Genomic DNA, 25,117 nt, shown 5'->3' with positions numbered 1-25,117 from the left:
GCCGCGCCCCCCGCGGGCTCCCCACCGGAGCCGCCGCGGGGGGCGCGCGTCGTTTAGAACCAGCCCCAGGCCGTAACTGAATGTTTGAATGCATTAATGTTGGGTCACTTCGAGTTCGGCATCCAATATCTCGTTATGTATGTCCTGCGTAACTCTTGAAATCTTTCCTTGAAACTGCCCAGTTAAGGTTAATGATTCTTGGCGCAGCAGCTAATTGCCTCTCGAGCAACGTTAACAAGTTCGCATAAGAATGGTTGATGCTGCTGCTTACTGAATTTTCCCGCTTCACCACTGCTCCTTGCCATGGGAGTTTTCTATGCGACATAAGCGCTGCCGCTGCCAGTTGTATTCAATTGTTAGGCGCCTGCTACACACAGTCAGTTAACCTACTTGGCTTTGTCCTTCAGATGCAGGTCGTGCCCTAAGGCATGAGAATAAGCTGGTATTTGCAATGTCCACCGAAGCCCATTGAAGGGCTCCCAATAATTTTATGAGAGCAAGACTATTTTGTGTGGGCTGCGTCGGCTACTCTGGATAAATTCTTAGGTCGAAAGTTTGGGTATTGGTTGCTGTACCTTCCAATGATGCTGTGGCCTCGGCCGAGTCGGTGAACTAGCCAACCATTGTTCGCCTTTCGGTCGGCTTCGGTGGAGGCGTTCTAGATGCGAGCTGCAGCCAGCGCGTCACTGTAATTGATGAGGAGCTCTGCGGTGTTTGCGTTGGGCTTCGGGTACAGCCGGTTGTATATCGTTAGGGCGCCCCTAAACAACGTGTCAATCTACTGGAACTGGCCAGGCTTGAGGTAGAAGTTAGTCAGATAGGCGAAGCTTTAAGCTTATTGCTACTCCCAGTAAGCAGAGCTTTTAGTGTGGCGCGAGTTGGTTCTCCTTGCACACTAAATAATGGTGCGCCAGCTGAAGGTTGTGGAGGGCTTCGTTGCAGTGAGGTTGTTCCTATACGCTGCTGGCTTTGCACGTGTAAGCGTGGTAAAGGTTAGTTTGGTATACGCATTGCTGAGCTTCCAGCGGTCGGCTGCTGTGTAGGCCCCTTCCACTCTTGGCTAGCGGCGTATCCCCGCTAGGCTGCTGCAATGCTACATTCCTTCGCCATCAATTTCTCTTCTGTTTGCTGAACGTAACCAAATGTGTGGAGGTTACTGGCTAGCTAGTGATGCTCCACGAAGTTGTGGTGCAGCGCGAGCAGGGACGGAGGGGGCTGAGGGTGGTGGGATAGTAAGCGACTACGCCTACGAGCACAAACGCCACTGTGGCCCGCCTCTAAATAAGCCACTAAAGGTAGCCAGCCAAGCCGGCCCCGGGCACGCCCGACAGCACCTGCGACAAGGTTTCATCTCGGTGTAGGAAGATAGTATCGGTTAGCGTCTAGCACGCGCCGGCCAAGCAAGCCCCCGCCACCACACGCAGCCAAGGGGGCTAGCCTGTGTGATGTTGCAACAGCCAGTACCCGGTCATTCAGTAGACCTTGTTAAGCTCACAGAGGCCGAGGAAAAAAAGCGGAAGAACCGGAGGTGGGGCAGAACAGCTGCAGCGGCTGAAACCAGCAGGACAATTTTCTCGAACAGGGCCTCGCAGGAGTCAGGTTGAATTGTTCAGAAAGGCCTCGTGCGCTTTTGTCACTTAGAGCGGACAAAGAACCTGAATCTACTGGTTAGCCCAACACCGCATTTATCGGGGTCGGGTGGGCTTTCAAGCATGAGTGACCAACTTGGCTGATCTAGCCCGCTACACGGCGCTTTACGACGGTTCTCGCTGAAATCAGAAATCCGATTCACATCCTATGCGGCGGAAGTAGGAGAGGGGCTGTATGCACCACGGTGAGGCCTAAAAGTAAAACAGCCACTCAGTTTTGCAACTAAGTGGCTGTTTTTCAGTGGTGGGAGATACTGGGTTCGAACCAGTGACCCTCTGCTTGTAAGGCAGATGCTCTGAACCAGCTGAGCTAATCTCCCGATTTCCTTCGCGGCGTATGTGCCGTTTGGGAATGCAAATATGGGGGGTGTTTTCGGAAAGCACAACACTTTGCCGACATTTAGGGAGAAAATTTTCGATAAAAAGCGGCGTCTATTCGCAATCAGTTCACTTTCAAGCGGTAAAAAAGAGAGGTGCGGGCGATAAAATGGTTGGGAGTTGGGCTATTAGGGCTTGTGATGCTTACTGCTGCTGCCGCCTCAGCATTGTGGTTGGGGCAAGACCACATTATTTCACTTTTCGTCGCATCTGCTAACAAGCATTTGCGCACACCAGTACAGGTAGCGAGAATTGAGTTGTCGTGGTGGACCGACTTTCCGCGAGTAAGCGTTACGCTGCACAATGTGCGTGTTGGCGGTTCGCTACCGGCCGATACCGTAGCCCTGGCGCGGCTACAGCGCATGCATTGTGCATTCAATGCCTGGGATATGTTGGGTGGGCGCTACCGCATTCGGGCGCTTACCCTCTCGGGGGGGGCGGTGTGGTTACGACATAACGGTAACGGTGAAGCTAACTACCGGGTATTTCGGGTGGATTCAGCGTCTACCGAGGAGGCCATGACATTTGCTGTGGAGCAGGTTCAACTACACAATGTGGCTCTTGGCTTCGCGGATTCGTTGTTGCGCCACCATTACGTTGTACAGGCCCGCGAATTGGAGGCAGGGCTAACGGTAACACCGGATACAATTGGCGTTGCGGTGCGGGGCCCAATGCTGGTTGAAGCACTACGTTTAGGAGCCGATACGTACATGCGTAAGCGCGAGCTTACTGTAGCTGCCGCGCTGCGGATAGACAGGAAGAGCCGACAAGTGTTTATTCGGCCTTCGGAAATAACCATTGGCGAGGGAATGTACTCGCTGGCAGGTACGGTAGGCTGGGGTGGGGCCACGCGGTTAAACGTGCAAGCGGACGGCCGCCGTACCGATATACAAAGTTTATTCGCATTGCTGCCACCGCGTATGAGCCGGCGCTTAGCTGCTTACCGCAGCCGGGGAGAGGTGTATTTCAGCGGCACGGTGCGCGGCGAGCTTTCGGCCAAGCAGAACCCGCAGGTGAAAGTGCGTTTCGGTTGTCGGGACGCCTCTTTTTACCATCCCGATACCAAACAAACGCTGGAGCATGTGCACCTGGCAGGTACTTTTACCAACGGAGCGCAGGCCACGGCCCGCCAAGCCGTGCTGGAACTGAAGGATGTACGCGGCCGCCTGCGCGGGCGTCCGTTCAGCGGCAGCTTGCGCTACGCCAACCTGCTGGACCCCACCATAACTCTGCACGTGCGGGCCGATTTGGATGTGGCCGATGCACTGCGTTTTTACCCCACGCCCGTAATTCGGCAGGCCAGCGGGCAGGCAAAGCTCGATATAAAGCTAAACGGCAACGTGCGTGCATTGCGCCGAAACCCGGGCCGCGCTGCCGCGCAGGCTTCCGGCGAAATGGTTCTGCGCAATGTGAGCCTAAAACTGCGCGACCTGGCACCAGCCTTGTCGGGGCTTAATGGGAGTTTTTTGCTTCGGCGTAACGATGTGGCGGTAACGAATTTCAGCGGTCGGTTGGGGCAGTCTGATTTTCTGCTGAGCGGCATGTTTCGCAATGCGCTGGGCTGGCTGCTGGTGCCGAACCAAGCGTTGTTGGTGGAAGCCGACGTTAGCTCCCGGCTACTGAACCTTAACGAGCTGCTTAGTACCCCAGAGGCCGCGGGAGCAGTATCGGCGGGCAGCAAGGTCGGGGCGGCCGAAACAAACGGCTATACATTCAAGCTGCCGGCTAACTTGGCGCTGGATCTTGAAGCCTCGGTGGCGCAGTTGCGTTTTCGACGGTTACGGGCACGTGGGGCGCGGGGTAAGGTGCGTTTGCAACAGCAGGTACTCAGCACACCTGGCGTAACGTTAGTGGCCGCAGGAGGGCGGTTTGATGTTCGTGGCTCGCTCGATGCCCGACAACCAACGGTTGTACAGGCCCATACCGTGGCCTCATGCCAGCAGGTGCCGCTCGATAGTCTATTCTATGTGTTTGAAAATTTTGGCCAAGCTTTTATCACGGCTCGGCACCTGCGCGGGGAGTTAACAGCAAAGGCCGATGCCGATCTGTTCTTTACCCCGCAGCTGCGGCCGCTTACCGAGCGGCTGGAGGCCGAAGTGCACGCCACCGTACGCCGCGGCGAGTTGAACAACTTCGAACCCATGCAGAAGCTCTCGATGGTAGCCAGCCGGGAGCAGCTACGCCACCTGCGCTTCGATGAGCTTACCAATACCGTGTACATTCAAAGCGGGACGGTGTATGTGCCGAGTATGGATATTCGCTCGAATGTGCGGGCCGCTTCGCGCATTACCGTGACGGGTACGCACACGTTCGATCAGCAAATGGATTACCATTTGGCTATTCCGCTGCTGCCGGGGCTGCGTAGGCCCGTATTCAAAACTACCGATGGCGGCATAGCAACCTCCAATGGTCCTGAGCTGCTGCTGCACGTGTGGGGCGACGAGGCCAACTTCCGGGTGGGCTACGACCGGGAACGGGCACAGGCGCGGCGTAATGGCCCGGCTGCCGCCCCTAGCGCCGAGACTAAGGCGCCTGCTACCAGCAGCCCCGCGCCTGCCCCGCCACCCCGCCTGCGCGACGTGCTGAAAACGCCCATAAAACCGGCCGAGAAAAAGCCAGCTATTCCCCAGCCTGGCGAGTACTTCGAGTTTTAACCAGACAGCTCGACGGCAATCAACATTTGCGGCGGCGGTGCGTAAGGCACTACAAGGATTCTTCCCGCAACCTTACACCTTCCCGCACATCATGGCCAACGAACAACAAGTTCTTCAGCAGTATTCTGAAGCCGAGAAAACCGCTTACCTGAGCGTAATTGCCAGCATTGCTTCAGCCGACCGCGAGGCCTCGGCGCCCGAAGTAGAGTTTTTGCAGCAGCTGGCCCAAACGGCCGGCCTCTCGCCGCAGGGTACGCAGCAAGTGGTTACCGCAGCCCAGGATTCTACCAACGAAAGCATTGCCGCTAACCTCAACCAGCTTAAGAACAGTCAGCTTCGTTTCTCCCTGGTGAAGGACCTCATCAGTTTTGCCCGCGCCGATGGCAGCTACGCCAACAACGAGGAGCAGATGATCAATAAAATTTCAGATTACCTCGGCGTTAACCAGCAGCAGGTGCAAACCCTGGAGCAGGTGGCCGATCAACAGGCCCAGAACCCCGAAGAGGCTCAAAGCGGCGGCGGTATGTTTGGGGGCATTGGCGATAAACTGCGCCAAGTGGGAATTCCACCCGAAACAGCCGTTACTGGTTTGCTCACGGTGCTAGCGCCTATGGTGCTGTCGCGCGTGATGGGCGGCGGCCGCTCATCCGGTATGGGCATGGGAATGGGCGGCATGGGCGGCGGCATGATGGGCGGCGGTGGCGGCCTCGGTGGCCTGCTCGGCGGCATGACGGGTGGTGGTAGCCCACTGGGCGGCTTGCTCGGCGGCATGGCCGGTGGCGGAAACTCCATGGGCGGTATGTCGCGTATGGGCGGCGGCCTGGGCACCATTATGTCGGTGCTGGGCGGCTTAGGCGGACAGCCGCAAATGGGTGCCCGTACTGCCGGTGGCGGCGGCCTGGGTGGCCTGATGGGCGGCGGTCTGGGCAGCGTGCTCGGCGGCCTGCTGGGCGGACGACGCTAAACGACAACACGATACAAACGGCAAACGCCGGCTGAGGCTCAAGGCTTCAGCCGGCGTTTGCCGTTTCTGAGGGCTGCTTAAATAATAGAGCCACTACCCGCGGCGTCATTGGGGTTCATGCCGGCCCACGGCGACATATGTACCACGGTGGTGTTAGAGGCAAACGTGGCGCCCTGCGCTTCCACAACCTCGAGGATGTGGTAGTTGACCTGCTCCTTCACGTCGAGGTACTCGTCGTAATTGGCTACTTGCAGGAAGAACTGCACCGATAGGTCGCGCCCGTTTTGGGTAAGGGCCGCCAGCTTAATCTGTACTTCTTCGGGTACCACGCTGGGTTGCTGGCGCAGGTATTCCCCCAACTCGGCCACAATAGCCAGCAACTGAGCACGAGTAGTTTCGTGGCTGAAATTCAGGGTAAAATTTACGCGCCTGGACGTTCGCAACGACAAGTTGTCCAGCGGTTTATCAATCATGGAACGGTTAGGGACCGTCACGTAGCTTTTCTCGGCGGTACGCAGGCGGGTACTGCGGAAACCAATTTTTTCCACCGTGCCCGTAATGCCACCCACCGTTACCAGCTCGCCCACCTGAAAGGGCCGGTCGAGGAAGATGGTAAACGACGCAATCAGGTTTTCCAGGCTTTCCTTGGCCGCAAAGGCCACCGCCAAACCGCCAATACCCAAGCCGCCGATAAGGGCCGTCACGTTCACGGCAAATACCTGCCCCAGAATTACCAGAAAGGCAAAAATCAAGATCAGAACCTTCACAAAGTCCTTGGCGAAGGGAATGAACTGCGCGTCGAGGCGGGTGTTCACGTTGGTTTTAAACTCGGCGCGGCGGCGGTAAACCAGCTCGGCAAAGTCAATCAGGCGCAGAACTACCCAAGCCATGGACGTGATAACGCCAATCTGGTACAACCGAAACGCTATTTTCTTAAGCCAAGGCTCGTTGTGGTCAATTTCCGAAACCTGGGTTGGGTAGTCGAGGATGTTAAAGGCCAGGAACAGCGTAACCAGAAACAACACCACCGACAGCGGCTTGATCAGCAATGCGCTGAGCTGCTGCTCGCTAACGCCGGCCGTGTATTTTTTGGTAAGCCGGTAAATGAGTTTCGAAACGATGCGCGACAGCAGCCGCCGCAGGAAAAAGCCCACCAGCAGCACAATGCCGCAGAGCATGTACTGCCCCACGGTGTTGCCGAAAAACTGCTGATTGAGAAGCTCTTTGGTATTCATAAGTAAAACGGAAGGAAAGCGCCGGTTGCCATGTGTCTGAGCAGACCCTACACCAACTGGCGCAAGGCCAGCTCAAACGACGTGCGTGCCACCTGTACCGGTTGGCCGCCCTGCTTGTGGGTGCGCTCCAGCGCCCGCAGAATAGTGCGCGAAATGTCGCCGAAAATGGCCTTGTCGGTAATTTCGGCGTTGGTTTCCATGAGGTAAGCGAAAACCCGGGCCATGCCGCAGTTGGCAATAAAGTCGGGAATAACGGCCGTGTGGGCATCGGCGAATTCGCCGGTGGGACCGAAGAAGATTTCGGGGTCGGCGAAGGGCACGTTTGCGCCGCTGGAAATAACCTCCAGGCCGCCGGCTAGCAGCTGCTCTACCTGCTGGCGCGTAACTAGGCGCGAGGCGGCGGCCGGCACAAAGATTTCGGCACCGCTAGCCCACACCTGCTCGTTTATCTGCTCGAACGGCAGCAGGTTATCGGCCGTGAGGGCATTGCCCTGGCGGTTCAAAAACAGCTCCCGAATTTCCTCGAACGAAAAGCCCTCGGGTTTCAGCAGGCCACCGGCCCGGTCAATGATGCCGGTAATAACGGCGCCTTGCTGGGCCAGGTAATAGGCTGCTGCCGCCCCTACGTTGCCCCAGCCCTGAATAATGGCGCGTTTGCCTTGCAGCTCGCCGCCCCACAGGGCGTAATAGTGGCGCACGGCCTCGGCTACGCCGTAACCGGTAATCAAATCGGCCACGGTGTAACGGCGGTTGCGGTCGGGCGTGAAGGTGTCGTCTTCTACCACCTTAATAACACCTTGGCGCAATTGTCCGATTTTCTGAATTTTCTGAGGTTCGGTAGCGCGGTAGTGCCCGGTTACCACGCCCTCTTGCGGGTGCCAGAGGCCGTAGTCTTCGGTAATGGCAATTACCTCGTGAATCTCGTCCACGTTCAGGTCGCCGCCGGTGCCGTAGTAGCTTTTCAGCAGCGGAATTACGGCGCGGTACCAGCGTTCCAGCACGCCGCGTTTGCGCGGGTCCTGCGGATCGAAGTTGATGCCCGATTTCGCGCCGCCAATGGCCGGACCCGATACCGTGAACTTCACCTCCATGGTTTTGGCCAGGCTTTCCACCTCGCGCTTATCGAGGCCCTTGCGCATACGGGTGCCGCCACCGGCCGCGCCACCGCGCAAAGAGTTAATAACTACCCAGCCTTCGGCTTCGGTTTCAGAGTCTTTCCATTCAAAAACGATTTCGGGACGCTTGTTCTCGAAGGTGGCTAGCAGGTCGCGCATGGGGGAAAGGGGTGAAGAAAGGCCGCCACAGTCTGGCGAACCAAGGGGAAGAGGAGGGAGAAAATACGGTGTTCAAAGGTACAGCCGGACAGATGATCGGGCCAATTTTAATCCTGAGTGGCCTTTTTATCAGGTACATGCGCCTGGGGCCGGGTAAAAATCTTACGCTTGTGGAAAGATTATAGGAACTTTAGAGTATAGTAAGCACGTATTACGCGTACCTCTCAACAAAGAACTCCCACCGTTGCACGCCTTCAATGAAACCACTGCTTTCACGCGTTGAATCCAAGAAAGTGGATAAGGCTGCCGCGATGCTCAAAGTCTTGGCTCACCCCAAGCGTCTGGCCATCGTTGATTTGCTGGGCAAGGAAGACAAGATGACCGTGACGGAAATTTACCGCACGCTCGGCCTGCCGCAGGCCATTGCTTCTCAGCATCTGATTACCTTGAAGGACCGCGGCATTTTGTCGTCGTTCAAGGTCGGCACCAAGATCTACTATTCGCTATCTATCCCCAAACTGCTCGACGTGATTGACTCACTCGAGGAGTGCTGCGACTCGATGTAACTGCACCGTTTTGCGCTTTGATCAGCAAAAAGCCCCGTCGCAAACGGGGCTTTTTGCTTTCTGGTAAACTGAGTTCCTCGTTATAGAAAACCTGAAACGAGAAGCGCCACGGCTGCAGGGCCGTGGCGCTTCTCGAAGTTAACAAGCTAAGCCTATGCCTGAGTGGGCTGGCGTTCGAGGTCGAACAGGTCGTTGAGTACTTCCAGGAGTTGGTCGGCCTGGTCGCGCTTGCAGGCAGCTTTCAGCTGCAGCACGTGGCGCTTCAGGACCTTTTGCATCAACGACTTCGTGATGTCGTCGAGGCGCTTGGCCTCGTCGGGGCCGAGCTTCTTCTGGTAACGGTCCAGCTCTTCCTGCCGAATTTGCTCAAGGCCTTCCTTCATGCGGTGGATGATGGGCGACACCATCATTTCGCGCGACCAGTCGTTTAAACCGGCCATGCTCTCGGCAATAATGGCGCGTACTTGCGGTACAGCGGCCAAACGCTGCTCCAGGGCCTCGTTGGCGCGGCTCTGAATGGCGTCGATGTTGTACACCAGCACGCCTGGTACTTGCTCCACTTCGGCCTCAATGCTGCGCGGCACCGAAAGGTCGACGAAGAACTTAAAGCTGAGCACGTCCAGCCGGCTCACCATATCGGCGGTGAAGTACGGCGTGTCGCGGGCTACCGACGAGATGATGACGTCGGCCTGCTGCATGCCGTCCACCAGGTCCTCGAAGTTGAGGACTTTCAGGCCGCCGCACTCTGCCGCCAATTCCTCGGCTTTGCTGCGGGTGCGGTTGCAAATGGTAACGTCGGTGAAGGTCTTGCTGTCGGCGAGGTGGCGGCACACATCGGCCCCAATTTCGCCCAAGCCTACTACCAACACACGCGGGTTAGCCACGTCGGCGGTTAGCTCCTCTACCAGCTCCAGAGCGGCGTACGAGGTAGAGGCAGCACCGTCGCGGAAAGAGGTTTCCTGCTGCACGCGCTTGTTGGTGAAGAACACCGTGTGCAAGAGGCGGTGCAGGAAGGGGCCAGCAGCATCGGCATCGGCCGACCACTGGTAAGCCTTTTTCACCTGGTTGCTGATCTGCAGGTCGCCCACTACCTGGGCATCGAGGCCCATGGCCACCTCGAAGAGGTGCTGGGAAGCTTCGGTGCAGGTGTTGTAGAGGCTGAAGTACTCGTAGTAATCGGCCATTTCGACCACGCCTTTCAGCTCGCCGAGGGCTTCGATGATGGCCGGGCTTTGGTCACGCTCAGAAGCGTAGAACACTTCCGTGCGGTTACAGGTGCTGAGCACCAGCAGGTCGGAAAGACCTAGCTCGTTGCGCAACGTGTCCAGAAAACGTCGGCAGGCAGCTTCGTCCAACGAAATCAGCTCGCGGATGGCGAGCGGAGCGGTTTTGAAGGACAGGCCAACAGCCTTGAATGGGTGGTTCATAGCGGGAGCTACGACGTCGTAGAAGTGGAATGCAAAATTACGCTGCAAATCGGTACAGTGAAAACACCCATACCGATAAGGTGGTTCGAGCGGCGTAGAGAAGTTCGTTTTTAAGGCTGAGAGGCCGTATTGCGCCGCAGAGCCTGACAAAAATCATTTCCAAGAGCAGTAATAGACGCCACTTAAGCGTTTGTACAAAGGTGCGCAGCAACCTGCGGGCTGTCAATCACTTAATGATGTGGTACAGAGCGTAGCCAAGCTCGACTGCGCCAAAAAGCATCCGTGGGCTAAGCCGCTGCGTACCTTCGTGCCTGTACACGCTGAGGGCAAACCGCTGGTTGCCCGTGCCGTTATTCTTTTTTGCCGTGCTGCCCATTTACGACCAAAAATCCCGCATTAAGCTGCTCATCGTAGTGTTGGCGCTGGTTATCGGCGCCGTTACGGTGGTGTACACCAATTTGCTGGTGAGCCGGCTGTCGGAGCGGGAGCAGCAGCAAATTGACCTGTACGCCAAGGCGCTGCGCTTCACCATCAACACTGAATCGGATGACACGAACGTGCAGTTCGTGTCCACGGAAATTATTCAGGCCAACAAAACGGTTCCGGTTATCCTCACTGATGCCGAGGGCAACATTGCCGACGCTCGTAACCTGGACTTGCCCAAGGGCCTAACCGAACAGCAGCGCACCGAGCTATTGCAGCGCGAAATTGAGCAAATGAAGGAGCTGCATCCGCCCATCGTAATAGAGTTGGGAGCCGGGGCGCGCAACTATGTTTATTACAAAGACTCGCTGATTCTGAGCCAGCTACGAACCTACCCGCTGGTGCAGCTGGCCGTTATTGCGTCGTTGGGCATCATCGCGTATTTCGCCTTCAGCTACTCGCGCCGCGCCGAGCAGAACCGCGTGTGGGTGGGCTTGGCTAAGGAAACCGCCCACCAGCTGGGCACGCCACTCAGCAGCCTCATGGCGTGGCAGGAGTACCTGCGCGACTCGGAACGCTTCCGCGACGAGCCCATTGTGGAAGAGCTAGGTAAGGATATACGGCGGCTTGAAATTATTACGGAGCGCTTCTCCAACATCGGCTCCATTCCCATCCTTAAAGACGAGGACGTTTACGAAGTAGCCGAGCGGGCCATCGACTACCTGAAAGTGCGGGTATCGCGCAAAGTGGTGTTTAAGGTGGAAAGCCTGCTACCACGCGGCACCACGGCCAAGCTGAACGTGCCGCTGCTGGAGTGGGTAATTGAGAACATCTGCAAAAACGCCGTGGACGCCATGGATGGCCGCGGCAGCATTACGCTCATCATTCGGCACGGCGGCCGCCAGAACAAGCAAATAGCCCTCGACATTACCGATACCGGTAAGGGCATTCCTAAAAGCAAGCTGGAAACCGTATTCCAGCCGGGCTACACCACCAAAAAGCGCGGCTGGGGCTTGGGTTTGGCGTTGGCCAAACGCATCATCGACAACTACCACTCCGGCCGACTATACGTGCGTTGGTCGGAAGTGGGGAAGGGAACTACGTTCCGGGTGCTGCTCAACGCGTAGGGCACAACAGGTTATTTAGCTGACGAGGTTATTTAGCTGACGCCTTGGCTGCCTCCGAAGCGGCTGCGGCCGGTAGGCGCGGCTCCTTGCGGTTGGTTATTTCCACGTAGCTGTTGCCGCTAACGGGTTTGCCATTGTGCGTGCCGGTGACGCGGCACATGCCTTCCCAGTAGTGCATTTTGATGCCGGCAATCAGCTTCAGGGTTAGCTCCTGATCGGGCATTACGGGCTCAATCAGCAAATCGTAGCCTTGGCTGGGTATGCGCACGCGCCACTTGCTGGGGTAGCGCAGCTTGGAGCGGGGGCTGGTCCAGTATTCCAGGGTTTCCAGCTGAAAATCAGTTTCGTTGAGGTGGTTGTTCTGGTTTTGGGCGCCGTAGTGCGAACCGCCGCCCAGGTGCTGGCCGGAGTTTTTATCGTGCACGGTGTACAGCATTATTTCTTCGCGGGGCTCGTCGAGCTGAATGCTGAACCAGTCCCAGCCGATATCCTTGCGCGTTACGGAACCGCAGTTCCACTGCCGGTCGTACCACAGCTCGCCGCTCACGGCGCGGGGCTTGCCGTCGATGAGCAGGGTGCCGCGGGTGCGCAGGCGCGGGTAGCTGTAATAGCCCGCCGTGGCAATGTTGCCGTAATTTTCGTAGCCGGTGCCACCGTGCAGTAAAATGGGCTTGGCGGGTTCGGTGCGCAGATTCAGGCCGTAGCCGGGGTGGCTGGCCATTTCGGCTTGCAGCTGGTAACGCCCTTCCTGGCCACGCAGGGTCCAGGTTTGGTCTTTCTTGCGCAGGCTCAGATCAATAGGCAGGGTGGCGGGTAGCTCGTTGGGCAGGCCACGCCACTCGTAATCGTAGCGGAAACGCTTTTGCCGCGGATCGGTGAGGGCCACGTTCACCATCAGGTGGTCCTTTTTGCCGGTGGGGTTGAAGTGAAAGAACACATACTCCAACCCGTAGAGCTGACCGGAAACGGAGTCGCGCAAGTGGCCGGTAAAGTACCACCACTCCAGCGAGTTGCGCAGGTGCGGCGCTTCCTCCTGCGGGAGCTGGGCCTGAGTGGCTTGTACGTCGTTCTTGGTGGTGGGCTTAAGGGAGCAGCTGGCGCTAAACAACGTCAGCAGCAGGGTAATGACCGGAAGCAGCTTATTCATCGAGAAGAATAAGCGGTGGGAGCGGGGAAAGGTTTCCGCAGGTTAGCGCGTAAAAAGACCACGCACTTTCCACCACATGCCGCGTGGCGAGTACCAGCTGTAATGGAAGCCGCCTACCATTACGACCTCTCCAAAACCTTTAACATCAGCTTGCATCAAAATAGGCTGGCCTTGCAGTGAAGCGGCATCTAACCGGGACGAGAGGTACCCAACGCTACTAATGATGATTGCCGGCGACTTTCCGCCTTTTAGTACATCGGTGGGCACCTCCAAAGCGAAAGAGCCATCAGCGCTTGACGATACGCCTACCGTTGTGTGTTCGATAAGCACAGTAGCACCCGGTATTACTTCCCGGGTGGCCGAGTCAAGCACGATACCGCGGATGATTAGACCAGCCGGATTGCCTTGGGTAGGAATGTCCACGTCAGCAGGCCGGGCTTGAGCCCGTGATTGTTCAACTGGTGCCACTTGAGCCGCACTTTCATTGGCGGAAAGCTCCCGCAAGCTCCACAACGTGGCCACAGCGGCCAGCCACGTGCGCCATGGCGTAGTCGGAGAGGTAGCCGGTAGCAATGGCCGTTGCAGCTGATCGGCACCAAAGCGTCCGCAGTTGCTGCTGGGCCGTTGCTTAAGGAAGGCCAGAATCTCGGCGTCGGTTTTTAGGGTAAAGTCGATGACCACTTTCTGGCAGGAAGCGCAGTGGCGGCCGCCGGTGGCGGGAGTCATGTGGTCCCAGTTTTCGTGGCAGGGCTGAGGAACGGTGAGGGCAACAGTGGCGCGTAGCATGGCGGCGGGGTTTGGAGGTGGTTCAGAGAGTAGATGCACCACCGCCGGCTATTCCACACGCGCCCGTAAACTTTCTGCAGAAGCCCTGCCGTTTACTCTGGCGCCGTGAAATCTACCGTGGAGAGCTTAGGAGGCGGCGGAGGCGGGATTGTGTCGCCGGGCTGGTAGCCGGGGTACGACGACAGCCTGACCTCACCCAAAGCCATTGGCTCCGCTGGCAATGCCTGGAGGCTTACCTGAATGTGCGGCGTTGCAGCGGCCATATGACCCATGTACTGACGCGTGGGGCTCTGCACGCCACTTACAAATAGTTGGCTGCCTAGTAATTCATCGGGCAGCATTAAGGTAAAATACCCGCTGGCGTTGCTGAAGGCTTGCCGGGTACTGTCGCGCATACTGGTCACGCAGGCCCCAGCCAGCGGCTGGCCCGTGTCGCGGTCAAGGACGCGGCCTTCTACCGCTGATAAGCCGCTTCTTGCCTGCAAAGCCGTTGGTTCAGCTGGGAGTGAGGGCGTGGCGTCGCAGCTGCTGAGTACCACGGCGAGGGCGGCCAGCCACGCGGCCCAGGCCGGAGCCGGCTGCAACGGCCGGCCAATTTGGGTTGCTCGGAAACGGCCGCACAACGCCTTTTCGCGGGGTATTCGGAGGAGTGCCAGAATTTCCGCGTCGGTTTTATCGGTGAAGTCAACCACCGTTTTCTGACAGCTACTGCAATAGCGGCCGGTGCTGGCGGGCGTCAATTGCTGCCACGACTGCGGGCAGGGTACGGGAAGCTCAACACGGTTCATGGGAGAAAGATAGAGGCCAGGGGTATTCTAACGGGCAGTCCCGCCGCATTATTCTCTATCTTTTCGGCCTTATTTCATACTTCCCCCGACATCCCGTCGAATGGCTTCTAACTCCCTGTTTCGCCGCAAAGACCTGGCGACACTGCTCCACAACCCTCCGGCCGACACCGCGGCCCACCCCGGCGACGTGCAAGGCGCTGTTTCCGAAGGCGGTTTGGCCCGTCACCTCACCGTACGCGACCTAACCGCCCTCGGCATTGCGGCCGTTATCGGCGCGGGCATTTTCAGCACCATTGGCAACGCCTCGCACGACGGCGGCCCGGCCGTGTCGCTGCTGTTCGTATTCACGGCCATTGCCTGCGCGTTTTCGGCGTTGTGTTACGCGCAATTCGCGGCTACCATCCCGGTTTCGGGCTCGGCTTACACCTACGCCTACGCTTCGTTCGGTGAGCTAGCGGCCTGGATTATCGGCTGGGCGCTCATCATGGAGTATGCCGTGGGCAACATTGTGGTGGCCATTTCGTGGTCGGATTACTTCACCGGCTTGCTCGAAGGTATAGGCGTGCATTTGCCAACGTACCTGACCATGGGCACCCAGAGCGCCTACCAAGGTTTTCATGAGGTTCTAGCGCTGATGCAAAGCGGCAAGCCGCTCGCCGATGCCTCCCCGACACAGCTCGAAGCCTACAAAACCTGGAACACGGCACCTACGATTTTTGGTGACGCCAAGCTGGTGTGCGACCTGCCCGCTTTCGTGATTACCGTGCTGGTAACGGCCTTGGTGTACATCGGCATCAAGGAATCGAAAACGGCTTCGAACCTGCTCGTGCTCTTGAAGATGGCCGTGGTATTGGTGGTTATTATCGTAGGCGCGTTCTACGTGAAAACCGCTAACTGGAGCCCCTTTGCCCCGAACGGCGTGGGCGGCGTACTCAAAGGTGTGTCGGCGGTATTCTTTGCCTATATCGGCTTCGATGCCATTTCCACCACGGCCGAGGAATGCAAGAACCCGCAGCGCGACTTGCCCCGCGCCATGATTTACGCCCTCGTCATTTGCACGGTGCTGTACGTGGTTATTACGCTGGTTCTCACCGGCATGGTGTCGTACAAAGAACTCGGTGTGGGCGACCCGCTCTCGTTCGTGTTCGAGAAAGTGGGGCTGGATTGGCTGGCTGGCGTCGTGGCCGTGTCGGCGGTATTTGCCATGACCTCGGTGCTGCTGGTTTTCCAGATTGGGCAGCCGCGCATTTGGCTGACCATGAGCCGCGACGGACTGCTGCCCAAGGTGTTTTCGCGCGTGCACCCCAAGTTTCACACGCCTTCGTTTGCTACCATCGTAACGGGCCTGTTTGTGGGCGTGCCGGCACTGCTGCTGAACATGGACCTCGTGATTGACCTCACCAGCATCGGTACGCTGTTCGCGTTTGCGCTGGTGTGCGGCGGCATCCTCGTCATCGACCCCCTCGGCACTTCCGATGCCCGCTTCAAGGTGCCTTACCTGAACGGCCGCTTCCTGGTGCCGCTGATTCTGGTGGTCCTCGGCGGCTTGGTGCTGACTTACAACCGCGACAACGTCAACGAATTCACGCGTTTGGTTACGTTCCAGGAAGGCTACGAAGGCTTCCGCCACCAAATTCCGATGCTGGTATTCCTGCTGGCAAGCGTAGCGTTGGCGGTGGTGTCGTTTACCAAAAGCCTGTCGCTGCTGCCCGTGCTCGGTTTGCTTACCAACCTGTATCTAATGACGCAGTTGGGCATCAGCAACTGGCTGCTGTTCGGCGGCTGGTTGGTTATCGGCCTGGCCATTTACTTCAGCTACGGCTACAAGAACAGCAAGCTGAGCCCCGTGCAAAGCCAGCCAGTGCGCCGCCCGGCGTAAAGCTGCCAACTGCTGTTTACCAAAAGCCCGGTTGCTCCCCAGCGCCGGGCTTTTGCGTGTTTGTGCGCCTCCGGTAGCCAGGGTATCTTGCACAAATGCGCCGTTTCGCTTACCCGGCCTGTTTCAGCTTTATTCCTCGTATAAATGCCCGATCAGCTACAAGTTAAACTACACGCTTCCCGCCAGGAGCTGCTCGATCTGGGCCTGCGCAACCCCTTGCTCAACTTCCGGCCGCTGAAAGCCCAGGGCGTAGCGGTGGTGCGCGAAGAGTCGGCGCAGGTGCTCGATATTCTGGTGCGCCAGGGCAAAACCATGTACTTCTCCGCCGCCCCCGAGCCCGCCCGGGAAAAGCCCCAAACCGCGTCTGCCGCGCCTGCTGCTGCAAGTGAAGGCATTGAGCAAGAATTAGCTACGTTGCAAGTCGGGTCGGCCGAAGAAGAGACGTCCACGCTGGAACACTACCTGGAGGAGCATCCGCCCGTAGCACTTGCCGAAACCGGCCTACCGGCCCTGCTTGCCGACAACAAGCTGCAAACCGCCGAGCCGCTGGCCCGCCTGGAAACCCGCCTGCTCAATACCTATTACACCGCCCGCACTAGCTTAGAGGAAACCGGCGTCAATATCCTGTACCTCGCCCTGGGCCAGCTCAGCTGGTACGAAGCCGAGAACAGTACCGAGCCGCGCCAGGCCCCGCTGGTGCTGGTGCCGGTGGTGCTGGAGCGTGGTACCGTGGCCGAGCGGTTCAAGCTCACCTACTCCGGCGCCGACGTGGAAGGCAACCTCAGCCTGCAGGCCCGCCTGAAAGCCGATTTCGGCATGGTGCTGCCCTTGCCCGACCCCGACAACCAGCCTCTGCCGGAGTATTTCGCCGCCGTGCGTGAGGCGTTGGGCGGGCGCAGCCGCTGGAGCGTAGCGCCCGACGCCATTACGCTGGGCTTCTTCTCCTTCAGCAAGCTGATGCTGTACCGCGACCTGGACCCGACCACCTGGCCCACCACAGCCGAGGGAAATTCGGTGCTGCTGGAGCACCCGGCCCTGCGCGCTTTGCTCGACCACGAAACCGGTTTTGCCGATGCGGCGCCAAGCGTGAGCGACACGGCCTTTCTGGATACCGAAAGTTCTGCTCATGAATTGCACCAAGTGCTTGATGCCGATTCCTCGCAGCTGCTGGCCTTGCTGGCCGTGCAGGAAGGGCGCAACTTGGTTATTCAGGGCCCGCCCGGCACGGGCAAGTCGCAGACCATTGCCAACCTGCTGGCCGAGGCCATTGGGGCGGGCAAGAAAGTGCTGTTTGTAGCCGAAAAAATGGCTGCCCTGGAAGTAGTGAAGCGCCGCCTCGACACACTAGGTCTGGGCGTGGCCTGCTTGGAGCTGCATAGCCACAAAGCCAACAAGAAAAGCCTGCACGACGAGCTGAAAGCAACGCTGGGCCTGGGCCGGCCGGCTTCTGCCACGGCCGTGCAGGACCAGGCTGCCCAGCTGCCCCGTTACCGCCTCGCCCTTAACGAGTACGCGTTGGCCGTGAATGCACCCATAGCCCGCAGCCGCCGTACGGCCCAACAGGTAGCGGGCGAGCTGCTGCGCATGCGCACTGAGCAGGGTGGGGTAGAACTGCCACGGATTCTATTTGCCGGGCTTCCGGAATGGACTGATGCCGATGCTGCCCACGCCGAAGACTTAGCGGCCCGCCTGCAGGCCACGCTGCTCAAAACCGGCGCGCCCAAGCAGCTGCGTTTTTGGGGCAGCGAGCTAACCGTGTTGCTGCCCGCCGAGCAGGACCAATTAACCCGGCACCTGCAACAGGCCGCCGCGGCGGTAACCGCGCTGCAGCAGCAGGCCGACGCCCTGGCCTGGCACCTGCACCTGCCGCTACCAACCACCCGCGCCGGTGCTGAGGCCCTGTTGCCGGCTGCCCGCCATATGCAGCTGGCACCGGGCCTGTCGGAAGTAGCAGTAGCCGATGCGGCCTGGGCGCAGCAAGCCAGTGCGTTGCAAGAAATCCTGCAAGCCGGCGCCGCGTACACCGCGCTGCATCAGCAATACGACGTACTGCTGCTGCCTGAAGCCTGGCAGCAGCAGTTGCTGGCCGAGCGCGCGGCCGTGCTGGCATACGGCGACAAATGGTGGAAATTCCTGAGCGGCGACTTCCGGCGGGCCCGCAAACGCCTGCAAAGCCTGTGGCGCAGTGCCCTGCCTGCCGAGCCTGCTACCGTAGTAGCCGCCATCGATGCGATTCACGAAGCCAGCCGCCACGCGCAGGCCGTGGCCGAAGCCAGCAGCCTCGGCCGCCGACTCTTCGGCGTGGGCTGGCAGGACTTACGCTCCGACTGGCCGGCCCTGCGCCGCACCGCCGACTACCTCACGCTAACGCACCAGCGCATGCAGCGGGGCGAGCTGCCGGCTGCCTTGCTTGGCTACTTGGAAAGCCGCCGTGGCACTACAGAACAAAGCCGAAGAACCACCGTAGTCGAGCATTCCGTTGTTAATCAGGTTGTTGCTGATCAGCTCGCTCCGCTGCCCAGTACGGTAACGCTGTCGAAAGAGCTGGGCAAGCTCTTGTCGGGCTTGGAAACGGCGCTGGTGGAGCACCGCACGGCCGTGCAGGCGGTAGCAGAAGCGCTGCGCCTGAACGAGGCCCGGCGGTTCGGGCCAGATGGGCGGCTGCAATTTCAGCCGTTCGATGAGCAGACCGCCGTGCTGGCCGGCTGGCTGGCCAATTTGCCCGAGCTGCATTTGGCCACGGAATGGAACAACGTAGCCGCCGCGGCCCGGGTTGAACAGCGCCCCGAGCTGCTGGTGCTGGCCGAGTCGTGGCCGGGAGCGGCGCAGCATTTGCGGGCGGCCGTGCGTCAAACCTGGCTGGAGTTTCTGCAGAGGCACGCGTACGAGAAGCACCCGGCACTGCGGCAATTTGAGCGCGCCAGCCACGAAGAAACCGCCGCTCGCTTCCGCGCTGCCGACCGCGCCAGCCTGCTGCACAACCGCGCCCGCGCCATGACGCGGCACCACGAAAGCCTGCCGAATCCGCTGCTGCCCACAGCTCATGGGCAGATGAGCATCCTCAAAAACGAATTTGCCAAGAAAACCCGCCACCTGCCCATCCGCCAGCTCATGCAGAAAGCCGGGCACGTGGTGCAGGCTATCAAACCGGTGTTCATGATGTCGCCGCTGTCGGTGGCCAGCTTCCTGCCACCCGGTGCGGTAGACTTCGACTTGGTGGTGTTCGACGAAGCCTCCCAAGTAAAGCCTGTTGATGCGCTGGGCGCCGTGGCACGGGGCAAAAAGCTGGTGGTAGTGGGCGACTCCAAGCAGCTGCCGCCCACTTCGTTCTTCGATTCCCTGACGGGTACCGGCGAAGCGGCCGATGAGGAAAACGTGACGGCCGACATCCAGAGCATTCTGGAGCTGTGCAAGGCCCGCCAAATGCCCGAACGCATGTTGCGCTGGCACTACCGCAGTCTTCACCAGTCGCTGATTGCCGCCTCTAACCACCTGTTCTACGACGACAAGCTGGTGATTTTCCCGAGCCCCGGCGGCCAGGGGCAGCTGGGGCTGGTGTACCATCACCTGCCCGACACGCATTACGAGCGGGGCACCACGCGTACCAATCCGCGGGAGGCCCAGGCCGTGGCCGCCGCCGTGCTGCACCACGCCCGTACCACCCCCCGGCTTACGCTGGGCGTGGTGGCTTTCAGCACCGTGCAGCGCCAGGCTATTCAGGACGCGCTGGAAGTGCTGCGCCGCCAGCACCCCGAAACCGAGGCCTTCTTCGCCGCGCACCGCCACGAGCCGTTCTTCATCAAAAACCTGGAAAACGTGCAGGGCGATGAGCGCGACGTGATGCTGATCAGCATCGGCTACGGGCGCACCAAAGACGGTTACCTGTCGATGAGCTTCGGGCCGCTGAACGGGGAAGGCGGCGAACGGCGCCTGAACGTGCTCATCACCCGCGCCAAGCAGCGTTGCGAGGTATTCACCAACCTCACAGCCGACGACCTAGACCTAAGCCGGACCCGCGCCCAGGGTGTGGCCGCGCTCAAAACCTTTCTGAACTTTGCCCAGCACGGTCGCCTGAACCAAAACGAAGCAACCGGCCGCGAAATGGAGTCGCCGTTTGAGGAGGCGGTGTACCGCGCCCTCACGGCCCGCGGCTACCAGCTGCGCCCCCAAATCGGCAGCCAGGGTTTCTACATCGATCTGGCCGTGGTCGACCCCGACCAGCCGGGCCGCTACGTGCTCGGTATTGAGTGCGACGGGGCCATGTACCATTCGGCCCGCTCGGCCCGCGACCGGGACCGGTTGCGCCAGCAGGTGCTTGAGGCCGTAGGCTGGCGCCTGCACCGCATCTGGAGCACCGACTGGTTTCGCAACCCCGAGCGCGAAACCGAGCGGGCTGTGCAGGCCATCGAGGAAGCCCGCCGTCTGGCCTCGCTCAACGAGTCCGACGAGCCGGAAGAACATCTGCCTGAGCCCGCCACGCTGGAACGCGAAGCGGCGGCTACAGCCGAAACCAATCCGGCCGTGGTGCCCTACCAGGTAGCCTTATTGCCCGATACCATTCGGCAGCAGGAACTGCACCAGCACGGCCTAAGTCAGCTGGCGAAATGGCTGAGCGTGGTAGTGGGCGTGGAAAGTCCGGTGCATATTGAGGAAGCCACCCGGCGACTGGCCAGTGCCAGCGGAGCCAGCCAGGTAGGCGCCCGCATCCGCAAGGTGGGCCGCGATGCGGCCTTGTTAGCCCAGAACCTGCACTACCTGCGCCGGGAAGGCGACTTCCTGTGGACGCCGGCCATGCAGCAGCCCCCGCTGCGCGACCGAAGCCAGCTGCCGGCTATTTCCCGCAAGCTCACCTTCGTGGCTCCAGAGGAGTTGGCCGGCGCCCTGCGCACGGTGGTGGCGCAGAGCTTTGCGCTGCCTCGGGAATCGGTGTATCTGCCCGCCGTGCGGCTGCTGGGCTTCGCTCGCCTCTCCGACGACATGCGCCAGCAGCTGGAAGCCGTGCTGGCCGGGCTGTTGGAGCTGGGCGAGCTGGTGGAGATGAACGGAATATTGAAACCGGCGGGGTAAGAGCTTAATTGAGTGCGGTGCTGGGTATTAGCGGGTTGGTAAACAAATCGGGGAAGTTACCTGCTTCGAGCGTGGATGGCCGGCTTCCTGCTGATGAGGTTAAGTCCGGTTGGCAATCCACTGGCCCTTGGTTTTGCCGTATGTAGAGTCCAGGGTTTAGCTTATGCGGTATAAGATTATCGGTTTGTTGGGTTTGATGCTAGGGCGCTTAGGCCATGCTCAGCAAGTGGCCGTGCCCGACAGCGTCGGTCCCGACCGCATTGTCGCCTACAGCTTCGCCAACGACGCCTTTTTTCGCACCGATTATTACTTCACGCAGGGCATGGCGCTGAACGTGGTACATCCTCTGCTGCGCCGCTCGCCGGTCAACCGCCTGCTGCTGGGTGGCGGTAATGGAACTATCAATTACCACGGTATCAAGCTCTACTACGATGGGTTTACACCGTTGCGCATCCAGGACCCATTCATTCGCCTCGGCGACCGGCCTTACGCGTCTTACATCTATGCGGCCTTGTACCGAGTGGCCAATAGCCCCGCCAGGCATCAGCGCCTCACGTCGGCCATAAACGTGGGCTTTATCGGGCCGGTGGCCGGAGCCAAGGGCTTCCAAACTGCCGTGCACCGCTGGCTCGATGCGCCCACGCCCCGTGGCTGGGACTATCAGGTGCGCAACGATGTGGTGCTGGGCTACCAGGTAACATTTGAGAAGCAGGTAGCGGCCCTGCCCGGCGTGGCCGAACTGCTGGGCCACGCTACGGCCTCGGCGGGCACGCTGCATACGTTTGCCGGGGCCGGGCCGCGGCTACGTGTTGGCCGGCTGAACCCGTATTTCGAGAACCTGGGCGTAACGGCCCGGCCCCGGCAAAGCGGCTTGCGGCGGTTTCAGCTCTACGCCCAGGGCCAGCTCGAAGCGCGCTTGGTGGGTTACAACGCCGCGCTGCAGGGCGGGTTGTTGCGCCGCGACAATCCGTACACGCTGTCGGCCAGCCAGATAAGCCGGGGCGTACTGCGTGGCTCGGGCGGGGTGGTGGCCGCTTACAACGGCTTCAGCGTAGAGGCCGGGGCTGCCTATGTGTCGCCGGAGTTCAGGTGGGCCCGCTCACACCGCTGGGCCCACCTGACGCTGCAAGTGGCGTTTTGAGCAAGTAACGGCGCTAATTCAGCGGCAGAAAATACGTGCCCGTTAGCTGAAAAACCCGATTGGCCCCATTTTCGACGCCCGACTGTACTCTGTTGTTGTAGAGGTTGATAACGCCCAGGCCATAGCCCGCCTGCAGCTGTACCGGCCCCTTGCGGTAGCCCAGTCCGAAGTTCACACCGGCATCGAACCGCGGCGAAGCGTTAGATGAACCGTATTCAATTTTATTAGTGTACCGCTGGGTAGGGACTGCCACCGACTGGTTAGGGTCGTTGGTACTATTGGTTACTTCGGAAACGGCCCGCCCGCCTACGCCCACGGCCGCATACGGTCCGGCAAACACCTGCAGGCCGGTAGTGCCCGGGAGTGTGTAGGTGAAGTTCAGCGGCATTTCAATCCAGTTGTAGCGCATCGTGGTTTCTCCTTCGCGGCGGATTTCGTAGGACGTTCCAGCAACGGTATAAGTGGATAACTGCTTGCGTAGGGTGCCCTTCTGCGAGAAAAGCAGCGCGGGTTGAAACGCAAAACGGCCTCGTTCGGCTTCGAACACTACCCCCACCTGCCCGGCAAAGATGCTGGAGAAGGTTTGCGAATTTTTAACATCCGGTATGATTTCGGAATAGTTTTTAAAGGAAGTGGTGGCCAGGTTGCCGCCCACCCGTACGCCCAGGCGGTAAGTAGTTTGGGCCGAAGCAGCCGAGGCCGTCAGTAGCAATACGACGGGTAATACATGGAAACAGTGACGCATAAACAGTTGGGTAATAAATGAAGGATTGCTTGGACCGGCCGCGCAACGCGTGGCCGGAGCCAAATGTAAACGGTAGATGTGCCGCCGCTACCGATTGGTTGCATACCTGTTTCAGGAAGCTTTGTAGCGAATTTAGTGGCAGCTACTTAGCCCGGTTAATTATGAATACGCTCAGCAGAATAATGCCCATGCCCAGCAGGTGCCACGCGTTAATAACCTCTCCATCGAGCAGGCCCCAGCCCAACGCCACAACGGGCACCAGGTAGGTGTTCGATGACGCGAACAACGCCGTGGACTGCTGAATAAGCTTGTTGAACAGCACCATGGCCACCGCCGTGCTCATGGTAGCCAGCAGCACAATGTAGCCGAAAGCCTCCCAGGCACCGGACGTATGCTGCAGCTTGTACACGAAATCGGTGAACAGGAGCAGGTAGAGCAGCGCCGGTCCGCCAATAAAGAGCAGCAGCACGCTGGTCACGGCCATGGAGGTCATGCCGTGGAATTTGCTTTTGATAACGTTGATGCTCACGCCGTAACCGAAGGTAGCCAGCACGATGTAGAGCCCGTACCACGCGTTGCCTTCGCCCGAGGGCGTAGCCTCGCCGCCGCTGCCGCCCAGAATGAGAACAACGGTGCCCAGCAAGCCCGCCGCAATGCCCACGGCCCGCAACCAGGTAATGCGCTGCCCGAAAAACACCGCACCCACCAGCAATGTAAAGGCCACGGTTAGCGCGTTCAGCACGCCGGCCAGCCCCGAGGCCAGCTTGGTTTCGGCGTAAGCGAAAAGGAAGGCGGGAATAAACGTGCCGATAATACCGCTCAGCAGCAGCCACTTAATGCGGCTGCCCTCCACCTGCCGCACATGCTTCAGCGCAAACGGCAGCAGCAGCAGCGCCGCCACCGTAACCCGCGTAGCGCCCAGCTCCATGGCCGAAAACACCACCAAGCCCTTTTTCATCAGAATAAACGAAGTACCCCAAATGCAGGCCAGCAGCACCAGCAGCAGCCAAGCCGTCAGTGGCGTGCCGTGCGGCGGCGGTCCGGCTACGGTGGGGGAGGCGGGGGCAACGGCAGCAGCGGGAGCGGGGGGAGGAGTAGAGGGCATCGGCGGCAAAGGTCGGAACAAGTGCCGAGGAATCGGGAGGAAACCGTGGCCGCAGCTGCTACTTGCCAACGCCGCCATCGGTAAGAGCTTGATCATCACCCAATGATGCGATTGACGAGGGCCGCCCTGGGCCGTAGTATTGCCTTCGAATTTTCAACCCGGCTGGGGCGCCGTTTCACGTGCTCTGGCTTAACGCACAACCTCATGGAAACCTTAGCCCTTCCCCACACCACTACCGAAGCCAACAAGCAAGTGGTGCTCGATTACGTAGAAGCGTTTAACCGCGCCGACATGCCGGCCCTGCGCCGGATTTTTGCCGACGACGCCCTGGTGTACGGCGTGCTGGGTTGGGGCACGATGGATCAGGTAATTCCCGTTTGGCAGGAGCTGCACGCCGCGTTTGCCCTGCAGCTGCAGGTGGAGGCCGTTGCGGCCGAAGGCGACAACGTGATGGTGCGCTACCTCGAACGTGGCCAGTCCGTCGGCTCGTTTCGCGGCAGCCCGGTTACCGGCAAATCATACGAGATAGTGGCCATGGAGCATTTTCTGGTGCAAGATGGGCGCATTCAGCGCCGCTGGGGCGCCCGCGACTCTGCCGCCATGAACCGCCAAATGGGTCTGCCGCTGAGCTAATTCCGGGCCTGTTCCTCCCGCTTACTTTTCTTGTCTGTCATCTCTTATCTGACGTTCACACAGCCAAGGACCTTCTCGCCGCTGAACGAATTGTTCTGGCGTGAGAAGGTCCTTGGCTGCTTTCGGGAT

16 protein-coding genes and 1 tRNA gene are annotated in these 25,117 nt (G+C 59.5%); 8 read left to right on the top strand and 9 right to left on the bottom strand.

Going from position 1 to position 25,117, the window contains the following annotated elements:
- Nucleotides 1–1,891 precede the first annotated feature (1,891 nt).
- Nucleotides 1,892–1,969 (bottom strand) — tRNA-Val (locus ABD903_RS08425).
- Nucleotides 1,970–2,947: 978 nt separating this feature from the next.
- Between ABD903_RS08425 and ABD903_RS08420 the strand changes: the two genes are divergently transcribed.
- On the top strand, nucleotides 2,948–4,681 hold the full coding sequence (locus ABD903_RS08420; RefSeq protein WP_345223073.1) for an AsmA family protein: 1,734 nt from the start codon (nucleotides 2,948–2,950) through the stop codon (nucleotides 4,679–4,681).
- Between the two features lie 91 nt (nucleotides 4,682–4,772).
- Nucleotides 4,773–5,645: a TerB family tellurite resistance protein gene (locus tag ABD903_RS08415; protein ID WP_345223071.1), complete on the top strand. Its 873-nt coding sequence runs from the start codon at nucleotides 4,773–4,775 to the stop codon at nucleotides 5,643–5,645.
- Nucleotides 5,646–5,722: 77 nt separating this feature from the next.
- Here ABD903_RS08415 and ABD903_RS08410 read toward each other — a convergent pair whose 3' ends face one another.
- Nucleotides 5,723–6,880 carry a mechanosensitive ion channel family protein gene (locus tag ABD903_RS08410; protein ID WP_345223069.1) on the bottom strand — a complete coding sequence of 386 codons (1,158 nt, stop codon included), beginning with the start codon at nucleotides 6,878–6,880 and terminating at the stop codon, nucleotides 5,723–5,725.
- A 47-nt stretch (nucleotides 6,881–6,927) separates the two neighbouring features.
- Nucleotides 6,928–8,154, bottom strand: a complete 1,227-nt coding sequence (locus ABD903_RS08405; RefSeq protein WP_345223067.1) for a Glu/Leu/Phe/Val dehydrogenase dimerization domain-containing protein — start codon at nucleotides 8,152–8,154, stop codon at nucleotides 6,928–6,930.
- Nucleotides 8,155–8,411: 257 nt separating this feature from the next.
- On the opposite strand from ABD903_RS08405, the gene ABD903_RS08400 reads away from it, so the two are divergent.
- Nucleotides 8,412–8,720 carry an ArsR/SmtB family transcription factor gene (locus ABD903_RS08400; RefSeq protein WP_345223066.1) on the top strand — a complete coding sequence of 103 codons (309 nt, stop codon included), beginning with the start codon at nucleotides 8,412–8,414 and terminating at the stop codon, nucleotides 8,718–8,720.
- Between the two features lie 152 nt (nucleotides 8,721–8,872).
- Here ABD903_RS08400 and hemA read toward each other — a convergent pair whose 3' ends face one another.
- Nucleotides 8,873–10,147, bottom strand: coding sequence for a glutamyl-tRNA reductase (gene hemA, locus ABD903_RS08395; protein ID WP_345223064.1), 1,275 nt, complete (start codon nucleotides 10,145–10,147; stop codon nucleotides 8,873–8,875).
- 344 nt (nucleotides 10,148–10,491) lie between these two features.
- Here hemA and ABD903_RS08390 point away from each other — a divergent pair, with 344 nt between their 5' ends.
- Complete coding sequence (locus tag ABD903_RS08390) at nucleotides 10,492–11,697, top strand: ATP-binding protein (RefSeq protein WP_345223062.1); 1,206 nt, start codon at nucleotides 10,492–10,494, stop codon at nucleotides 11,695–11,697.
- Nucleotides 11,698–11,725: 28 nt separating this feature from the next.
- Here the strand turns inward: ABD903_RS08390 and ABD903_RS08385 are convergent, their stop codons facing one another.
- From ABD903_RS08385 to ABD903_RS08375, 3 genes are all read right to left on the bottom strand, one after another.
- A complete protein-coding gene (locus ABD903_RS08385; protein ID WP_345223060.1) occupies nucleotides 11,726–12,844 on the bottom strand; it encodes a lipocalin family protein in 1,119 nt (372 codons plus the stop codon).
- A 42-nt stretch (nucleotides 12,845–12,886) separates the two neighbouring features.
- The gene (locus ABD903_RS08380; RefSeq protein WP_345223058.1) at nucleotides 12,887–13,630 is read right to left on the bottom strand and encodes a carboxypeptidase-like regulatory domain-containing protein; all 744 of its coding nucleotides are present in this window, start codon (nucleotides 13,628–13,630) and stop codon (nucleotides 12,887–12,889) included.
- Nucleotides 13,631–13,722: 92 nt separating this feature from the next.
- Nucleotides 13,723–14,418 carry a hypothetical protein gene (locus ABD903_RS08375; RefSeq protein ID WP_345223057.1) on the bottom strand — a complete coding sequence of 232 codons (696 nt, stop codon included), beginning with the start codon at nucleotides 14,416–14,418 and terminating at the stop codon, nucleotides 13,723–13,725.
- 100 nt (nucleotides 14,419–14,518) lie between these two features.
- On the opposite strand from ABD903_RS08375, the gene ABD903_RS08370 reads away from it, so the two are divergent.
- The 3 genes from ABD903_RS08370 (at nucleotide 14,519) to ABD903_RS08360 (ending at nucleotide 22,505) form a co-directional block, all read left to right on the top strand.
- Nucleotides 14,519–16,297, top strand: a complete 1,779-nt coding sequence (locus ABD903_RS08370) for an amino acid permease (protein ID WP_345223055.1) — start codon at nucleotides 14,519–14,521, stop codon at nucleotides 16,295–16,297.
- Between the two features lie 144 nt (nucleotides 16,298–16,441).
- Nucleotides 16,442–21,364 carry an anti-phage protein ProA gene (locus ABD903_RS08365; RefSeq protein WP_345223052.1) on the top strand — a complete coding sequence of 1,641 codons (4,923 nt, stop codon included), beginning with the start codon at nucleotides 16,442–16,444 and terminating at the stop codon, nucleotides 21,362–21,364.
- A gap of 163 nt (nucleotides 21,365–21,527) precedes the next feature.
- A complete protein-coding gene (locus ABD903_RS08360) occupies nucleotides 21,528–22,505 on the top strand; it encodes a lipid A-modifier LpxR family protein (protein ID WP_345223050.1) in 978 nt (325 codons plus the stop codon).
- Nucleotides 22,506–22,518: 13 nt separating this feature from the next.
- Here ABD903_RS08360 and ABD903_RS08355 read toward each other — a convergent pair whose 3' ends face one another.
- Together ABD903_RS08355 and ABD903_RS08350 are read right to left on the bottom strand one after the other, a co-directional pair.
- Nucleotides 22,519–23,250 carry a porin family protein gene (locus ABD903_RS08355; RefSeq protein WP_345223048.1) on the bottom strand — a complete coding sequence of 244 codons (732 nt, stop codon included), beginning with the start codon at nucleotides 23,248–23,250 and terminating at the stop codon, nucleotides 22,519–22,521.
- 142 nt (nucleotides 23,251–23,392) lie between these two features.
- On the bottom strand, nucleotides 23,393–24,355 hold the full coding sequence (locus ABD903_RS08350; protein ID WP_345223046.1) for a DMT family transporter: 963 nt from the start codon (nucleotides 24,353–24,355) through the stop codon (nucleotides 23,393–23,395).
- Nucleotides 24,356–24,559: 204 nt separating this feature from the next.
- Between ABD903_RS08350 and ABD903_RS08345 the strand changes: the two genes are divergently transcribed.
- Nucleotides 24,560–24,988 (top strand): ester cyclase, encoded by a 429-nt coding sequence (locus ABD903_RS08345; protein ID WP_345223044.1) that lies wholly within the window; start codon nucleotides 24,560–24,562, stop codon nucleotides 24,986–24,988.
- Nucleotides 24,989–25,117 lie beyond the last annotated feature (129 nt).

This window comes from Hymenobacter koreensis, assembly GCF_039541855.1.
Taxonomy (GTDB): domain Bacteria; phylum Bacteroidota; class Bacteroidia; order Cytophagales; family Hymenobacteraceae; genus Solirubrum; species Solirubrum koreensis.
This window is presented reverse-complemented; position numbering and strand designations above follow the sequence as displayed.

Excerpts from the sequence above, each read along its gene's own strand:
- ABD903_RS08375 (WP_345223057.1), bottom strand. The coding sequence starts at position 14,418 with ATGAACCGTGTTGAGCTTCCCGTACCCTGCCCGCAGTCGTGGCAGCAA.
- ABD903_RS08420 (WP_345223073.1), top strand. The coding sequence starts at position 2,948 with ATGAGCCGGCGCTTAGCTGCTTACCGCAGCCGGGGAGAGGTGTATTTC.
- ABD903_RS08415 (WP_345223071.1), top strand. The coding sequence starts at position 4,773 with ATGGCCAACGAACAACAAGTTCTTCAGCAGTATTCTGAAGCCGAGAAA.
- ABD903_RS08410 (WP_345223069.1), bottom strand. The coding sequence starts at position 6,880 with ATGAATACCAAAGAGCTTCTCAATCAGCAGTTTTTCGGCAACACCGTG.
- ABD903_RS08405 (WP_345223067.1), bottom strand. The coding sequence starts at position 8,154 with ATGCGCGACCTGCTAGCCACCTTCGAGAACAAGCGTCCCGAAATCGTT.
- hemA (WP_345223064.1), bottom strand. The coding sequence starts at position 10,147 with ATGAACCACCCATTCAAGGCTGTTGGCCTGTCCTTCAAAACCGCTCCG.
- ABD903_RS08345 (WP_345223044.1), top strand. The coding sequence starts at position 24,560 with ATGGAAACCTTAGCCCTTCCCCACACCACTACCGAAGCCAACAAGCAA.
- ABD903_RS08355 (WP_345223048.1), bottom strand. The coding sequence starts at position 23,250 with ATGCGTCACTGTTTCCATGTATTACCCGTCGTATTGCTACTGACGGCC.
- ABD903_RS08350 (WP_345223046.1), bottom strand. The coding sequence starts at position 24,355 with ATGCCCTCTACTCCTCCCCCCGCTCCCGCTGCTGCCGTTGCCCCCGCC.
- ABD903_RS08385 (WP_345223060.1), bottom strand. The coding sequence starts at position 12,844 with ATGAATAAGCTGCTTCCGGTCATTACCCTGCTGCTGACGTTGTTTAGC.
- ABD903_RS08360 (WP_345223050.1), top strand. The coding sequence starts at position 21,528 with ATGCGGTATAAGATTATCGGTTTGTTGGGTTTGATGCTAGGGCGCTTA.
- ABD903_RS08380 (WP_345223058.1), bottom strand. The coding sequence starts at position 13,630 with ATGCTACGCGCCACTGTTGCCCTCACCGTTCCTCAGCCCTGCCACGAA.
- ABD903_RS08365 (WP_345223052.1), top strand. The coding sequence starts at position 16,442 with ATGCCCGATCAGCTACAAGTTAAACTACACGCTTCCCGCCAGGAGCTG.
- ABD903_RS08400 (WP_345223066.1), top strand. The coding sequence starts at position 8,412 with ATGAAACCACTGCTTTCACGCGTTGAATCCAAGAAAGTGGATAAGGCT.
- ABD903_RS08370 (WP_345223055.1), top strand. The coding sequence starts at position 14,519 with ATGGCTTCTAACTCCCTGTTTCGCCGCAAAGACCTGGCGACACTGCTC.